This window comes from Kitasatospora phosalacinea (genome assembly GCF_030268885.1).
Lineage (GTDB): Bacteria > Actinomycetota > Actinomycetes > Streptomycetales > Streptomycetaceae > Kitasatospora > Kitasatospora phosalacinea_C.
On sequence record NZ_BSSA01000005.1, the window covers coordinates 137372 to 152798 of the forward strand.

The 15427-nt window shown below is 74.8% G+C and carries 15 protein-coding genes; 10 read left to right on the forward strand and 5 right to left on the reverse strand.

Features of this window, described 5'->3' with window-relative positions; translation table 11 throughout:
- Window position 1: 1 nt before the first annotated feature.
- Complete coding sequence (locus tag QSK52_RS09915) at window positions 2–790, reverse strand: aminoglycoside phosphotransferase family protein (RefSeq protein WP_285735571.1); 789 nt, start codon at window positions 788–790, stop codon at window positions 2–4.
- An 88-nt stretch (window positions 791–878) separates the two neighbouring features.
- Here QSK52_RS09915 and QSK52_RS09920 point away from each other — a divergent pair, with 88 nt between their 5' ends.
- The gene (locus QSK52_RS09920; RefSeq protein WP_285735572.1) at window positions 879–1553 is read left to right on the forward strand and encodes a hypothetical protein; all 675 of its coding nucleotides are present in this window, start codon (window positions 879–881) and stop codon (window positions 1551–1553) included.
- A gap of 7 nt (window positions 1554–1560) precedes the next feature.
- Here the strand turns inward: QSK52_RS09920 and QSK52_RS09925 are convergent, their stop codons facing one another.
- On the reverse strand, window positions 1561–4071 hold the full coding sequence (locus QSK52_RS09925) for a DEAD/DEAH box helicase (RefSeq protein WP_285735573.1): 2511 nt from the start codon (window positions 4069–4071) through the stop codon (window positions 1561–1563).
- A gap of 197 nt (window positions 4072–4268) precedes the next feature.
- On the opposite strand from QSK52_RS09925, the gene QSK52_RS09930 reads away from it, so the two are divergent.
- Window positions 4269–4592, forward strand: coding sequence for a hypothetical protein (locus tag QSK52_RS09930; RefSeq protein WP_285735574.1), 324 nt, complete (start codon window positions 4269–4271; stop codon window positions 4590–4592).
- A gap of 42 nt (window positions 4593–4634) precedes the next feature.
- Here the strand turns inward: QSK52_RS09930 and QSK52_RS09935 are convergent, their stop codons facing one another.
- Complete coding sequence (locus tag QSK52_RS09935) at window positions 4635–5585, reverse strand: beta-ketoacyl-ACP synthase III (RefSeq protein WP_285735575.1); 951 nt, start codon at window positions 5583–5585, stop codon at window positions 4635–4637.
- A gap of 483 nt (window positions 5586–6068) precedes the next feature.
- On the opposite strand from QSK52_RS09935, the gene QSK52_RS09940 reads away from it, so the two are divergent.
- A complete protein-coding gene (locus tag QSK52_RS09940; protein WP_285735576.1) occupies window positions 6069–6215 on the forward strand; it encodes a hypothetical protein in 147 nt (48 codons plus the stop codon).
- Window positions 6216–6450: 235 nt separating this feature from the next.
- Here the strand turns inward: QSK52_RS09940 and QSK52_RS09945 are convergent, their stop codons facing one another.
- On the reverse strand, window positions 6451–7200 hold the full coding sequence (locus QSK52_RS09945) for a hypothetical protein (RefSeq protein ID WP_285735577.1): 750 nt from the start codon (window positions 7198–7200) through the stop codon (window positions 6451–6453).
- 120 nt (window positions 7201–7320) lie between these two features.
- Between QSK52_RS09945 and QSK52_RS09950 the strand changes: the two genes are divergently transcribed.
- On the forward strand, window positions 7321–8688 hold the full coding sequence (locus QSK52_RS09950; protein WP_285735578.1) for a tetratricopeptide repeat protein: 1368 nt from the start codon (window positions 7321–7323) through the stop codon (window positions 8686–8688).
- 126 nt (window positions 8689–8814) lie between these two features.
- On the opposite strand, the gene QSK52_RS09955 is transcribed toward QSK52_RS09950, so the two are convergent.
- Window positions 8815–9213 (reverse strand): hypothetical protein, encoded by a 399-nt coding sequence (locus tag QSK52_RS09955; RefSeq protein ID WP_285735579.1) that lies wholly within the window; start codon window positions 9211–9213, stop codon window positions 8815–8817.
- Window positions 9214–9355: 142 nt separating this feature from the next.
- Between QSK52_RS09955 and QSK52_RS09960 the strand changes: the two genes are divergently transcribed.
- The 6 genes from QSK52_RS09960 (at window position 9356) to QSK52_RS09985 (ending at window position 15410) form a co-directional block, all read left to right on the forward strand.
- Window positions 9356–10543: a hypothetical protein gene (locus QSK52_RS09960; RefSeq protein WP_285735580.1), complete on the forward strand. Its 1188-nt coding sequence runs from the start codon at window positions 9356–9358 to the stop codon at window positions 10541–10543.
- 212 nt (window positions 10544–10755) lie between these two features.
- Entirely contained in the window at window positions 10756–11265 is a 510-nt protein-coding gene (locus QSK52_RS09965) for a GNAT family N-acetyltransferase (protein ID WP_285735581.1), read from the forward strand.
- 70 nt (window positions 11266–11335) lie between these two features.
- On the forward strand, window positions 11336–11950 hold the full coding sequence (locus QSK52_RS09970) for a TetR/AcrR family transcriptional regulator (protein WP_285735582.1): 615 nt from the start codon (window positions 11336–11338) through the stop codon (window positions 11948–11950).
- A gap of 203 nt (window positions 11951–12153) precedes the next feature.
- Window positions 12154–12996, forward strand: coding sequence for a nitrilase-related carbon-nitrogen hydrolase (locus QSK52_RS09975; protein ID WP_285735583.1), 843 nt, complete (start codon window positions 12154–12156; stop codon window positions 12994–12996).
- 5 nt (window positions 12997–13001) lie between these two features.
- Complete coding sequence (gene hydA / locus QSK52_RS09980; protein ID WP_285735584.1) at window positions 13002–14390, forward strand: dihydropyrimidinase; 1389 nt, start codon at window positions 13002–13004, stop codon at window positions 14388–14390.
- Window positions 14391–14411: 21 nt separating this feature from the next.
- Window positions 14412–15410 (forward strand): TIGR03842 family LLM class F420-dependent oxidoreductase, encoded by a 999-nt coding sequence (locus tag QSK52_RS09985; protein WP_285735585.1) that lies wholly within the window; start codon window positions 14412–14414, stop codon window positions 15408–15410.
- Window positions 15411–15427: the final 17 nt, after the last annotated feature.

The following is a 15427-nucleotide window of genomic DNA, read 5'->3' on the forward strand; positions in this document are numbered from 1 at the left end:
GTCAGCCGCCGAGGGGGGCCAGGGCGCGGCACCAGGCGTGCAGGCGGTCGGGGGAGAGACCCGGGACGAGGGCGGCCAGGTCGGTGATGCGCCGCTCCAGGGTGCCCGGGCCGGTCAGCACCCAGTCGACCGCGTCGAAGTCCGGGTCGCCCCGGCTCGGCCGCGGGTCGATGGCCACCAGGCGGCCGCCGGGGCCGGAGAGGACGTTGGACGGGTGCAGGTCGCCGTGCACCAGGGCGACCGGGCCGTCGGCGGCCAGCTCCAGGGCCGCCGCCCGGTGCGGGGCCAGGCCGGTGCGGCCGCGGCGCTCGGCGAGGTCGAAGACGAGGTCGACCCGGTGGGACAGCGGCCGGAGCACCGACCCCGCGGCCGGTGTCACGGGGGCACGCAAGTCCCGCAGCAGGGACGCGAGTTCGGGCAGCCGCCAGCCGAGCTGCCGCACCGGTGTGCCGGGCCGGACGTCCGCCAGCAGCAGGGCCCCGGCGGGCAGGTCCGCCGCCAGCAGCGGGACGACCGAGGGCACGGCCGCCCAGCCGCGCAGCGCCTCGGCCTCCTCGCGGGCGATCGCGGGCTCCGGCGTCAGCTTCAGCCACACCGCCTCGCCGCCCCGCACGCAGCGGAACACCCGCGACGTCCCGCCGCCGCCCGCCGAGGCGACCTCCAGACCCCACCGCCCGGCCAACTCGCGCACCAGGGCGGGCAGCGCGTCGCACCAGTCGGCCACCCCGCCCCCGAACCGGACGGCGAACCGCTCCCGGACCTCCGGCGGCACCCGCACCAGCTCCTCCACCGCGCCATCCTACGGGCCCGCCCCGGACTGTCGGCGGGCACCGCTAGCCTGCGGGACGCCGACACCCCGCCGAACCGCCGAGGCCCACATGACCGTCCGTTTCGAAGCCGAATGGTGCCACCACGAGCTCGGCCCCCACCGGGAGTGCGCGCACACCTACGAGCTCTACCCGTCCGACACCCTGCCCCCGCTGGACCCGGGCCTGTTCACCGGCTCCTTCGACTGGCTCGGGGGCCCGAGCGGGGAGCCGGTGCCGGAGTCGTCGGAGGCCGAACTCGCCCGACTGGAACGGGCGGTGGCCGACCTCGGGCTGGCGCTGCCGACGGACTTCCTGACCTACCACCGCGACGGGCGGCTGCTCTGGTCGCTGGACGACGTGGCGCCGGCCGGCAACTGGACGGACCTCTCGGGCCCGCTGCCCAGCCCGGTCGAGCCCGGCGCGTACCTGGTCCGCTTCTTCCGCGACCAGCAGGACTGCGTGGTCTGGTACCTCTACCTGCGGCCCGGCGGGGAGTGCTTCGTGGTGCACTCCTGGAACGAGTACGAGAGCGACTACGAACTGCTGGCCGAGGGCGAGCTGACCGAGGAGGAGACGGCGGACCCGGCGGCGATCCGCTGGTGCGCCGCCTCGTTCGAGGAGTTCGCCTACCGCTACTGGGTGGAGAGCCGGATCCACCGGGACTTCACGGACGGCGACGGCCCCACCGACCCCCGGCTGCTGGCGTACCTCGCGCACTACGCGCAGCAGCAGCCGGGAGCCTGACGGGAGGTCAGTGCGCGCCCACCGAGGTGATCTTGACGACGGCGCGCCCCTCCTCGTCCGAGCCGTACAGGTCGACCTCGGCGGAGATGCCCCAGTCGTGGTCGCCGTTCGGGTCGTCGAAGATCTGCCGGACGCGCCACAGGCCCTCGTCCTCGACCTCCTCGATCAGGAGCATCTTCGGGCCGCGCGCGTTCGGGCCGGTGAACAGGTCGTCGTACTCCTCCCAGTACCCGTCCATCGCGTCGGCCCAGCGGTCGGCGTCCCAGCCGTCCTCGCCGTCCAGCGCGGCCAGTTCGTCGTAGTGCTCCAGGGCGCACAGCTCGACCCGGCGGAACAGCTCGTTGCGGACCAGGACGCGGAAGGCCCGGGCGTTGGCCGTGACCGGGGCGGGCTTGTCGTCCAGGCGGACCTCGGCGGCCTCCGGCTCGGTCGGGTTGGCCAGCGCCTCCCACTCGTCCAGCAGCGAGGAGTCGACCTGGCGGACCAGCTCGCCCAGCCAGGCGATCACGTCCTTCAGGTCGTCGGTCTTGATGTCGTCCGGGACGGTCTGCTCCAGCGCCTTGTACGCGCCCGCCAGGTAGCGCAGCACGATGCCCTCGGTGCGGGCCAGCTCGTAGAAGCCCACGTAGTCGGTGAAGGTCATCGCGCGCTCGTACAGGTCGCGCACCACGGACTTCGGCCGCAGCGGGTGGTCGCCGATCCACGGGTGCGCCCGGCGGTACACCTCGTACGCGTGGCCGAGCTGCTCCTCCAGCGGCTTCGGGTAGCTGATCTCCTGGAGCCGGTTCATCCGCTCCTCGTACTCGACGCCGTCGCGCTTCATCTCCGCCACGGCCTCGCCGCGCGCCTTGTTCTCCTGCGAGGCGAGGATCTGCCGCGGGTCGTCGAGCGTCGCCTCGACCACCGAGACCACGTCCAGGGCGTACGAGGGCGACTCCGGGTCGAGCAGGTCGAAGGCGGCCAGCGCGAAGGTGGACAGCGGCTGGTTGAGCGCGAAGTTCTCCTGCAGGTCGAGGGTCAGGCGCGCGATGCGGCCCTCGGCGTCCGGCTCGTCGAACTGCTCGACCACGCCGCCCTCCAGCAGCGAGCGGTAGATGGCGATCGCGGTGCGGATGTGGCGGCGCTGGGAGGCGCGGTCCTCGTGGTTGTCGGTCAGCAGCTTGCGCATCGCCTCGAAGGCGTTGCCCGGGCGGCCGATCACCGACAGCAGCATCGCGTGGCTGACCTTGAACCGGGAGACCAGCGGCTCCGGGTCGGCCCCGATCAGGCGCTCGAAGGTCTCCTCCGTCCAGGAGACGAAGCCGTCCGGGGCCTTCTTGCGGACCACCTTCTTGCGCTTCTTCGGGTCGTCCCCGGCCTTGGCCAGCGCCCGGTCGTTCTCCACCACGTGCTCCGGCGCCTGCGCCACCACCTGGCCGACGGTGTCGAACCCGGCCCGGCCCGCGCGTCCGGCGATCTGGTGGAACTCGCGGGCCCGCAGGATCCGCACCCGCTGCCCGTCGTACTTGGACAGCGCCGTGAACAGCACCGTGCGGATCGGCACGTTGACGCCCACGCCGAGCGTGTCGGTGCCGCAGATCACCTTCAGCAGGCCCGCCTGCGCCAGGCGCTCCACCAGGCGGCGGTACTTGGGCAGCATGCCCGCGTGGTGCACGCCGATGCCGTGCCGCACGTACCGGGACAGGTTGCGGCCGAACTTGGTGGTGAAGCGGAAGTTGCCGATCAGCGAGGCGATCGCGTCCTTCTCCTGCTTCGTGCACATGTTGATGCTCATCAGCGACTGCGCCCGCTCCACCGCCTCCTTCTGGGTGAAGTGGACGACGTACACCGGCGCCTGGCCGGTGTTCAGCAGCTCCTCCAGCGTGTCGTGCAGGTTGGTGCGCCGGTACTCGTAGAACAGCGGCACCGGGCGGGTCGCCGAGCGGACGGCGGTGGTCGGGCGGCCGGTGCGGCGGGTCAGGTCCTCCTCGAAGCGGCGCACGTCGCCGAGGGTCGCCGACATCAGCAGGAACTGCACCTGCGGCAGCTCCAGGATCGGGATCTGCCAGGCCCAGCCGCGGTCCGGCTCGGCGTAGAAGTGGAACTCGTCCATCACGACCTGGCCGATGTCGGCGCGCGGGCCGTCGTGCAGGGCGATCTGCGCCAGCACCTCGGCGGTGCAGCAGATGATCGGCGCGGTCGGGTTCACCGAGGCGTCGCCGGTCATCATGCCGACCTGCTCGGTGCCGAAGACCTTGCACAGGTCGAAGAACTTCTCCGACACCAGCGCCTTGATCGGCGCGGTGTAGAACGTCCGCTTCCCCTCGGCCAGCGCGGCGAAGTGCGCGCCCGCCGCGACCAGGGACTTGCCCGAGCCGGTCGGCGTCGCCAGGATCACGTTGTTCCCGGAGACCAGCTCGATCAGCGCCTCCTCCTGGGCGGGGTAGAGGGTGATGCCGCGCTCCGACGCCCACTCGGCGAAGGTCTCGAACAGCGAGTCGGGCGTGGCGGGCTTCGGCATCAGGTCCAGGAGGGTCACCCCGCTATCTTGCCCGCCCGGGATCACCGCGGGCAAAGCTCGCCCCCGCGCCGGGCCCGCGCCGCCCTCCCGCTCCGCGCTCCGGCCGAACGAGTGGTTGCTCCCGGAGCCGGTGAGATCACGCTCCGTGACGGAGATGATGCGGATCGACCGCCCACGAACGGACGCGGGCGGCGCGAACGCACGGAAGGACACCCATGATCCGCACGCGCATCCTCGGCCCGGGCCTCGGCCTGGCTGCGGCCCTGCTGGCCGTCGGGGCGGGCCCCGCCGCCGCCCTCGAACCGGAGACCGTCACCGCCGTCGGCTCCCCGGGCGGGGTCGAGGCCATCTGCCCGCAGGGCCTGACCCCAGGCGACACCCACGTCACCAACGGCGACGGCTCCCCGCTCGGCCTCGGCCAGCGCCTGCGCATGACCGCGACCGAGGGCGGCCGGGGCGTCGCCGTCTGGATCGCCCCCTACGACGGCTCCCCGCCGCCGCCGGAGAGCATCGCGCTCACCGTCAGCTGCACCTGCTGACCGGTCTCCCGGCCCCGGGCCGGCCCGCGGGGAGGCCGGCCCTCACGGGCAGGTGACCACCTGGCCGGCCCAGGACAGGCCGCCGCCGAACGCGAACAGCAGGACCCGCGCCCCCGGGCGCAGCTCGCCGCGCTCCACCAGCTTCGCCAGCGCCAGCGGGACGGACGCCGCCGAGGTGTTGCCGGAGTCCACCACGTCCCGGGCGATCACCGCGTCCTCGGACAGGCCCAGCTTCTGCACCAGCGACTCGATGATCCGCAGGTTCGCCTGGTGGGTCACCACCCCGTCCAGCTCCGCCGGGCTCAACCCGGCCGCCCGGCACGCCTGTTCGGCCAGCGCGGGCAGCTCGGTCGTCGCCCACCGGAACACCGCCTGGCCGTCCTGCTCGAACCGCGGGTGCCACTCGTCCAGCAGCCGCACCGCGCTCGCCCGCGACGGGTCCGAACCCCACACCACCGGGCCGATCCCGCTCTCCGCGCCCTCCGTCGCCGACAGCACCGCCGCGCCCGCGCCGTCCCCCAGCAGGATGCAGCTGCGCCGGTCCGTCCAGTCGACCAGGTCCGACATCTTCTCCGCGCCGATCACCAGCGCGTGCTTCGCTCCGCCCGCCAGCAGCGAGTGGCTCGCCACCGACAGCGAGGTGCAGAACCCGGCGCACCCGTTGTTCAGGTCGAACGCCACCGCCGACGGGATGCCCAGCCGCCCCGCGACCTGCGCCGCGATCGACGGGCAGCGGTCCACCGCGCTGCAGGTGGCCACCGTGACCTGCCCGATGTCCGCCGGGTCCAGCCCCGAGGCCGCCAGCGCCTTCGCGGCCGCCCCCGCCGCCAGGTCGGTCACCGACTCCTCCGCCGCGGCGATCCGCCGGGTCACGATTCCGGTCCGCCGCCGGATCCACTCGTCGTTGGTGTCCACCATCGTCGCCAACTCGTCGTTGGTGAGCACCCGGGCGGGCTGGTGGTGGCCGAGAGCGGCGATCCGGACTCCGGGCATGACGTTCCCCTTCCGCAGCGGCCCCGGCCGGTGCCGGGGCAACGGCCCGGAATATAGCAACCGATCGGTCGGAAGCTATACGCCGGGCCGTCGGCGGCGGGGCCGTCCGCATCCGGTGCCGACGGCCCGCCCCGGCGAAGTCCGGCTGCGGCGGGACGGCTAGAAGGGGGGCTCCGCGCGGAACCCGTTCGTAGCGGCCCACGGGTCGTCCTGGCTCCGCCTGCGCCGAGCGGCGGCGGAACCGGAACACGGTGGGCCGTTGTCCACGTCAGCACGGACACTCGATACTCCGTGCGGAACGATCACGCACGGGGAGCACCCGACAGCCCGTGGGACGGTCTGCAAGGTGGGGACCCCGGAAGGTGGAGAGGAGAGACCATGACGGTCGTCCTGACAGGTGGCCGGGCAGCGTACGGCGCAGTGTCCGGCCTGTTGGCGGGTGAGGCCCCGGCACCGGGGGAGGACCCCGGCGGGGAGGGACTGGTGGGGCTGGTCGTCGCGGTCCTGGAGAAGGTGGGCTGGAGCGCCGGCATGGGAGTGCTGGGCGTGCTGGCCTTCCTCGCCGGGGGCGCGTGGATGCGGTCCCGGGCGCCGAGGGCCACCGGCCAGGAGAGGCGCCGGGCCCGCTAGGGCGGCTCCGTCCTCGCGGGCCGAGGTCCTGCGGACGGCGGACGGCGTCCGCACACCCCGGAACCTGGCGCCACGCCTTCCTCCGCAACGGCGGCCACCACTTCCTCACCGGCCGGACCGAGGAGAGCCGGGCCGCGGGCCGCGCCGCGTTGGGCGGCACGGACAGCGAGGACGAGCAGCACCCCGAACCGGCCGACGTGCTGCTCGGCGGCCGGGGCGCCGTTCCCCCGGTCCGTCAGGCGCCCCAGCGGGCGACGACGGCTTCCGCAACGTCGAAGGGCGTGCTGCACTCCGCGCACCGGGCCGTGCCGAAGACGTAGGTCAGTTTGTGCGCGAGGTCGGGGTGGCCGTCGGCGAGGATGCGTGCGTGCAGTCGGCCGGCCAGGCCCTGCAGCTCCGAGGGATCCCGGGGCTGGAGGGGGAACTGCCTGGCGGGGGTGCGGAGCACGTACAGGTGGTCGGTGGTCGAGAAGTAGCCGTGCTCGCCGAAGACGACCGAGTTCTCGGTCTCGCACGCGGGGCAGGCCAGTTCGTACTCCTCGCCGTTGAGGCCGTCGATCTGCTCGCCCCAGACCTCGACCCCCTCGAAGGTGAGCAGCGTCCCCAGGAGCGAGACGTAGTCGCGGGGGTTCTCGGCCAGCCCGGGATCCCGCAGGGCCTCCTCGGTGAGCTCCCGCATCGCGGCGATCTCCGCGGCGCGGGAGACGTAGGGGTCCTCCCCGTCGTCGGGGCGGTCGGTGGCGGCGACGATGGCGCCCGCCAGGTAGAGCGGCTGCCGCCGCTCCGCCGGAGACCAGCGCCGGGCCGCGTCGGCCAGGGCCGGGAGCGCCGCGTAGCTGGCCGAGAAGGCCGCGCCCTGGTGGCACAGGGCGGACCACAGCCGGTTCCAGCAGGAGTCGTCCGGGTCCGGGCTCATGGCGTCGAGGAGGGCCGGGATGTCCTGGGCGGGGCCGTAGGCGTGGCTGAGTCGGGACCAGTCCGTCATGCAGGGGATTCAAGCACCTTGACGGGTCCCGACGAAGTCCGGCCGACGTGCTCGACGTGCCGGAGCGGAACCGGCCGAGGGCGGTGGCCGTGTCGGTGACCGGGACTAGGGTGCCGTGCCGTGGACGCCGCTGATCTCGACTACCGGGCCCGGACCTTGTCGGGCTGCATTCCCCCCTCGCTGGTGACCAGGCTGCTGGAACTCGGCCACGAGCGGGAGGTGGAGTTCCAGGCCGGGCGCGGGGAGTGGTTCTGCGCGCTGGAGTGGGCACGGCTGCTGGGCGAGCGGCAGCGGTACCGGCAGGCGCTGGACGTGCTCGACCCGTACGTCGCGACGGGCTGGTGGTCGGCCGCCCGGGCCCGGGCCGAGTTGCTGGAGAGCTGGGGACGGGCGCAGGAGGCGATCGAGCTGTTCCGTCCCTGTGCGCGGACCGGCGGCCGACTGGCCCTGCACTTCTTCGCGCGGCTGCTGGCCCGCCACGGCCGGGCCGAGGAGGCGTTCGCGCTGCTGCGGCCCGGTGTCGAGGACTGGTTCCTCGCCGAGGCCCTGGTCGACGTCGCCGCGACGGCCGACCTGGACGAGGAGGCCGCGGCGCTGCTGGAGGCCCGGATCGCGGCGGCGGTCCCGGCCTGCGACGACCCCGACTGCAGCAGGCTCCGGCTGGAGCCGTCCAACGCCTTCGACCTGCTCGCCGCCGTCCGGGAGCGGCAGGGCCGGGTGGAGGAGGCGATCGCCCTGCTGGCCCGCCGGGAGGTGACGTCGGTCAACGGCCGCGACGCGCTGGCCGACCTGCTGGCCAGGCACGGACGGATCGGGGAACTGCGCGCGTACGCCGACTCCGAGCAGCACGGGCACGCCGCGCAGCGCCTGGCCGAGGTGCTGGAGGAGCGCGGCGACGAGGAGGGAGCGACCGCCGTCTACCGGGCCTTCGCCGAGAAGCCCCACGGCGCGGAGCGCGTGGGCCACCTCCTGTCCCGGCTCCTGGTCCGGCGCGGCCGCATCGACGAGGCGATCGCGGAGGTGCGCGCCCTGGCGGACTCCCCGGACGGCGCGGACGACTGCGGCGTCGACGCGCTGTGCACCCTGTACGCCGAGCACGGCCGCGCCCGGGAGGCGCTGGCCTACCTCGACGCCCGCAGGGAGCGCCGTGGCGGTGAGGAGGACTGGGACTCCTTCCGCGTGCGGCTGCCGCTCATGGTCGACTGCGGCCTCCGCGACGAAGCGATCGAGCAGGCCCGGGCGCACCCCGAGGGCGACACCTGGTACGCGGCCTGGTCCCTCTCGCAGCTACTCGCCGAGGCCGGCCGCAGCGAGGAAGCCGTCGCCCTCCTCGAACGGCACCCCGGTTCCCACCCCACCGTCCTGGCCCACCACCTCCTCGACCTCGGTCGCGTCGAGGACGCCGTCCGGGTCCTCCGGGCCCGGCCGGGCGCGGCCTCGGTCCCCGTCGCCTGGGACGTCCCCTGCTCCGACGAACCACCGTCCTGACGGCTCGGCAGCGAGCGGGAGCCGGCCACCGTTCCTCCGGCAACGCCCGCGGCCCGGAACGGCGGACGGCCCCGGGCGGCCCCCCGGACGCCCGCGGAGCGCCGCCGGTGCCCACCCCGGTGGGGCTCAGGTGGCCCCGCGCCGGGCGGCGCCCGCCTCCTCCAGCAGGAGCCAGCCGTCGACCTCGACCGCCGACGGCCCGTCGGGGCGCCAGCCGCGGGCCGTCGCCGCGTCCAGCAGGGCCCGGACGGCGCCGGGTTCGTGCAGGTTCAGCGAGCTGCCGTGGACGTCGCCCACGTCCCCCGAGCCCAGCGGGAAGCCGCCCGGGACGTAGCTGCCAGGGCGTTCGGCGAAGACGATGCGCAGGGGGCCGCCGCTGCGGGCCGGCTGCGGGTACAGGGTGAGCGTCTCGCGGCAGGCCGCGGACCGGCCGCCGTCCGGGGAGCGGTGGCTGTGCCGGAGGGTCCACAGGTACACGCGTCCTTCGACGACCAGGCGGCGGGGCTTCTTCGGATGGCGGGGCACGGGGCCGAGGGTACGCGGCGCCGCCGACCGGGGCACCGGTTCGACGGGCGGGCGAGGGCGGGAGCGGGAAAGGGGCTTGCGGGGCGGGGGCCCGCGCTGCCAGGCTCCGGGGCGTGAAGAGGAACGAGTCCGCCCCCCTGCGGTGACCGCCCCCGGAACGCGGGGCCGCGTCCCGCTGTACGAGCACGCGCTGCGACTGCACCGGGCGGCCCCCGACGCCCTGCTGCCGCGGACGGTGCCGCTGCCGGACGAAGAGCGGTACCGCCGGGCCCAGCAGCGGTGCCCCGCACGGCCGGAGCCCGCGGGCGCCCGGGTCGCCGCCCTGCTGGAGCAGCGCCTGGCCCGGCCGTTGACCCCGACCGCGCTCCGGCAGCTGGCCTGCGGGCTGGCGCAGCTGCCGGTGCCGCGGTGGCCCGACCCGGCGATCGGCGCGCTGGCCCGGCGCCACCCGCCCGAGCTGCTGCGGACGGTCGGCCGCCGCCTGGTGCGGCACGGCACCGAACGGGACGCGGTGGCGGCCGGGCTGCTGCTGCTCGTCGGGACCGCCACCGAGCGGGAGGTGCCGCTGGTCCGGACCGTCGGCCTGCTCGGCCAGCCGTTCGGCGGCCTGCCCGCGCACGTGCTGGAACGCCTGCGGACACCGGCGGCGGTACCGGCCCTGATCTGGCTCGCCGAACGGACCACCGGCATCGACCGCACGCACTGCGTCCACGCGCTGAACCGGCTGGCCGCGCCCCGGGCCCGCTACCCCTGGCGCTCCGGCCCCCACCCGCTGGCCGTGCCCGACCGGCCCGCCGACCCGCGGGCCGTCCACTGGCTGCGCCGACGGGCCGCCGACGAGGGCGACTTCACCGGCTGCTTCGCGGGCGAGACGCTCGTCGCCGCCGCCGTCGGCCGGGCGATCGCCGACCCGCACGCCGACCCCGAGAGCGTCGACCAGGCCGGGCGGCTGCTGCGCGCCGCCGCCGAGGGCCACGGCATGGGCGCCACCCTCGCCCACCTCGACGACACCGACCACCTGCTCACCCACTACGCCCGCCACGTCGTCCGCCTCGCCCCCGGCACCGACCGCTACCGCTCCGTCCTGACGCTGGCCGCCCACCTCGCCGAACACCCGGAGGACGGCCGCGCCGCGGTCCGCGAGCAGTTGACCGCGCTCCTGCGCAGCCCCGGCTGGCCCGAACACCTGGCCGTCCTGCGGGCCGACCCGCGGGGCAACCTCGCGGACTGGGCCACCCTGAAGGCCCGACGCGCCGGCCTGCTCCCGGACGGGCCCGGGCCGGCAGCGACCGGGGCAGGCCGGGCGCGGAGGCAAGGACCGCCGGGGTGACCGACGGCGGCGGCCGCCACGGCAGCGCACGCAGCAGCCCCCGCGGCAGCGACCGGCGCACCGTCGGGGCCGGGGGCCGCCACGCCGCGACCGCCGGCCGACGTCCGGTGCGCGGCAGGAGCGCCGGGTGCTCACCGATCGTGCCGCCGACGGCCCCGGGGTGTGTGACAGTGGGCCCGTGACGGGGTGGGGGAGCGGGGCGAGGAGGAACCGTGAGCGGTGGCAGCGTGCTGGAGGGGGCGCTGACCCGGCTGGTGCCGACCGGGGAGGGGGACCTGGAGCTGCTGGCCGGGTGGTTCGCCGACCCCGGGTTCGTGGAGCACTGGGGCGGGGTGCCGCTGTCGCGCGCGGAGGTGGCCGCGAAGTACCTGGGGCGGCGCCGCCCGCGGGTGGAGTCCTTCCTGGTGCTCGACGGGGACGCCCCGGTCGGCTACGCCCAGTACTGGCGGGCCGGGCCGGACGGCGGCGGCATCGACCTGGTGCTGCGGCCGCAGGCCAGGGGCCGCGGGCTCGGGCCGGACGCCGCGCGGGCGCTGCTGGCCCACCTGGTCGGCGAGTTGGGGTGGCGGCGGGTGACCGTCGACCCGGCGGCGGCGAACGTCCGGGCCGTGCGGGCCTGGGAGAAGGCCGGGTTCCGGACGGTGGGGGAGCGCCCGGCGGACGGGAACCTGCTGATGGAGCACCGTCCCGCGGATCGCCGGACGGGCGCGCCGCCCGCGTAGGATTCCGGACCTGGGCGCGGAACGCGCGCACCGCAGGCGCCCGGACGGGACGGAGCACGGAGGAGGAGCGATGAGCCCGCGCAGCACCATGGCCGAGGCCCGCCGGACCCGGGCCCGGATCATCGACCGGAGCGTGGCCCTCGCCTCGGTCGACGGACTGGAGGGCCTGACCATCGGACGGCTGGCCGGCGACCTCGGCCTGTCCAAGGCGGGCGTGCTCGGCCACTTCGGCACCAAGGAGGCCCTCCAACTGGCCACCCTGGAACGGGCCTCCACCCTCTTCACCGCCCTGGTCTGGGACCCGGCGGCGGCCGCCGAACCGGGCCTGCGCCGCCTGCGGGCGGTCTGCCAGAGCTGGATCGACTACCTGGAGCACGCCAGCGAGGTCTTCCCCGGCGGCTGCCTGTTCACCACCGCCGCCGTCGAGTTCGACGCCCACGACGGCCCGGTCCGCCGCAACGTCGCCCGGCTGCTGATGGTGTGGCGCCGCCGCCTGGCCGGTGAGGTCCGGCTCGCCGTCGAGGCCGGGGAACTGCCCGCCGACACCGACCCCGAGCAGGTCGTCCACGAGCTCACCGGCATCTACCTGGCCCTCAACCAGGCCCTGCAACTGCTCCGCGACCCGCTCGCCGCCACCCGGACCCGCCGCGCCCTGGACCGCCTGCTGCCCGCCCCCGCCGGCTGAGCCGCCCGTACGCCGCGCCCGCCCGCGCCGCCGGGCACCGGCCTCTGCCCGCGAGGGGCCGCGGACCGCCCGCCGGACCGATTTATCCCCCGCTCCCGCGTGGCAACCGCCCATCCGCCGCGGAACTCCTAGTCTCGACGGTCTACAGCGCTACCGCGCTCTTCCCGCTGCGCCTTTGCGCCTTCGAGCCGAGGAGTACGGCCATGGGTCGTGTCGTCAGGGCCGCCCTGTTCCAGACCGCGTGGACGGGTGACAAGGAGACCATGCTCGCCGCCGCCGAACGCGCCGCGCGGGACGCCGCCGCGCAGGGCGCGCAGGTCATCGGGTTCCAGGAGGTGTTCAACGCCCCGTACTTCTGCCAGGTGCAGGAACCCGAGCACTACGCCTGGGCCGAGCCCGTCCCCGACGGGCCCACGGTGCGCCGGATGCAGGCGCTGGCACGGGAGTTGGGGATCGTGGTGGTCGCGCCGGTGTACGAGATCGAGAGGCCCGGCTTCTACTACAACACCGCCGCCGTGATCGACGCCGACGGCAGCTACCTGGGCAAGTACCGCAAGCACCACATCCCGCAGGTGCACGGCTTCTGGGAGAAGTACTACTTCAAGCCCGGCAACCTGGGCTGGCCGGTGTTCGACACCGCGGTCGGCAAGGTCGGCGTGAACATCTGCTACGACCGGCACTTCCCGGAGGGCTGGCGGGCGCTCGGCCTGGCCGGGGCCGAGATCGTCTACAACCCGTCGGCGACCAGCCGCGGCCTGTCCGCGTACCTCTGGCAGCTGGAGCAGCCCGCCGCCGCCGTCGCCAACGAGTACTTCGTCGCCGCGATCAACCGGGTCGGCGTCGAGGAGTACGGCGACGACGACTTCTACGGCACCAGCTACTTCGTCGACCCGCGCGGCCAGTTCGTCGGCGAGGTGGCCTCCGACAAGAGCGAGGAACTCGTCGTCCGCGACCTCGACCTGGGCATGATCGACCAGGTCCGCCAGCAGTGGGCGTTCTACCGGGACCGGCGCCCGGACGCCTACGGCCCGCTGACCGAGGGCTGAGCGCGGTGGCCCGCACCCTGATCACCGGCGGCCTGGTGATCACCGCCGCCGAGGAGACGCCCGCCGACGTGCTGGTCGAGGACGGCCGGGTCGTCGCCCTCGCCCGGCCCGGCAGCCAGCAGTGGAGCGCCGACCAGGTGTTCGACGCGAGCGGGAAGTACGTCGTCCCCGGCGGCGTCGACGCGCACACCCACATGGAGATGCCCTTCGGCGGCACCCGCGCCTCCGACACCTTCGCCACCGGCACCCGCGCCGCCGCCTGGGGCGGCACCACCACCATCGTCGACTTCGCGGTCCAGACCCGCGGCTCCTCGCTGCGCGCCGGACTCGACGACTGGCACGCCAAGGCCGACGGCAACTGCGCGGTCGACTACGCCTTCCACATGATCGTCTCGGACGTCAACGAGTCGGTGCTGCGCGAGATGCCCGGCCTGGTCGGCGAGGGCGTCACCTCGTTCAAGCTGTTCATGGCCTACCCCGGCGTCTTCTACTCCGACGACGGACAGATCCTGCGCGCCATGCAGCGGGCCGCCGAGGTCGGTGCGCTCACCATGGTGCACGCCGAGAACGGCCCCGCCATCGACGTCCTGGTCGAACAGGCCCTGGCCCGCGGCGAGACCGACCCGCGGTACCACGGCGAGGTCCGCCGGGCGCTGCTGGAGGCCGAGGCCACCCACCGCGCGATCCAGCTCGCCCGGGTCGCCGGGGCGCCGCTCTACGTGGTGCACGTCTCCGCCCGCGAGGCGCTCGCCGAACTCGCCGCCGCCCGCGACCTCGGACTGCCCGTCTTCGGCGAGACCTGCCCGCAGTACCTGTTCCTCTCCACCGACAACCTCGCCGAACCCGGCTTCGAGGGCGCCAAGTACGTCTGCTCCACCCCGCTGCGCCCCAGGGACCACCAGGCGGCCCTGTGGCGCGGCCTGCGCACCGACGACCTGCAGGTGGTCTCCACCGACCACTGCCCGTTCTGCTTCCAGGGCCAGAAGGAACTGGGCGTCGGCGACTTCTCCAAGATCCCCAACGGCCTGCCCGGCGTCGAGCACCGGATGGACCTGCTGCACCAGGCCGTGGTCGAGGGCCGGATCAGCCGCCGCCGCTGGATCGACCTCGCCTGCGCCGCCCCCGCCCGGATGTTCGGCCTCCACCCGCGCAAGGGCACCATCGCCCCCGGCTCCGACGCCGACCTGGTCATCTACGACCCGCACGCCGTCCAGACCCTCTCCGCCGCCACCCACCACATGAACGTCGACTACTCGGCGTACGAGGGCCGCACCGTCACCGGACGGGTCGAGACCGTGCTCTCCCGCGGCGAGGTGCTGCTCGACCGCGGCGACTACCTCGGCCGCCCCGGGCACGGCGCCTTCCTGCCGCGCTCCGCCTGCCAGTACCTCTGACCCCCTTCGAGGAGCCCCCGCGTGGACTTCGGACTCGTCCTGCAGACCGACCCGCCCGCCGCGAAGGTCGTCGACCTGATGCGCCGCGCCGAACGGGCCGGGTTCAGCCACGGCTGGACCTTCGACTCCGCCGTGCTCTGGCAGGAGCCCTTCGTCATCCACAGCCGCATCCTGGAGCACACCGAACGCCTCCGGGTCGGCCCGATGGTCACCAACCCCGGCACCCGCACCTGGGAGGTCACCGCCTCCACCTTCGCCACCCTCAACGACATGTACGGCAACCGGACGGTCTGCGGCATCGGCCGCGGCGACTCCGCGATGCGGGTCGCCGGGCGCCGCCCCAACACGCTCGCCCGGCTCGGCGCCGCCATCGACGCCATCCGCGACCTCGCCGAGGGGCGGGAGGCCGAGGTCGACGGCAACCCGGTCCGGATCCCCTGGATCAGGGACGGCCGACTGCCCGTCTGGATGGCCGCGTACGGGCCGAAGGCGCTCGCCCTCGCCGGGCGGAAGGCCGACGGGTTCATCCTCCAGCTCGCCGACCCGTACCTCACCGAGTGGATGGTCAAGGCCGTCCGCCGGGCCGCCGAGGACGCCGGACGCGACCCCGCCGCCGTCACCGTCTGCGTCGCCGCCCCCGCCTACGTCGGCGACGATCTCGACCACGCCCGCGAGCAGTGCCGCTGGTTCGGCGGCATGGTCGGCAACCACGTCGCCGACCTGGTCGCCAGGTACGGCGAGCACTCCGACCTCGTCCCCGAGGAGCTCACCGCCTACATCAAGGACCGCCACGGCTACGACTACAGCCACCACGGCCGGGCCGGGAACCCCTCCACCGACTTCGTCCCCGACGGCATCGTCGACCGCTTCTGCCTGCTCGGCCCCGCCGCCGCCCACGTCGAGAAGCTGCGCGTGCTGCGGGAGTTGGGCGTCGACCAGTTCGCGGTGTACGCGATGCACGACGCGCGGGAGGCCACCATCGACGCGTACGGGGAGCAGGTGATCCCGGCGCTGGCCTGAGCTCCCGCCCGAGGGGT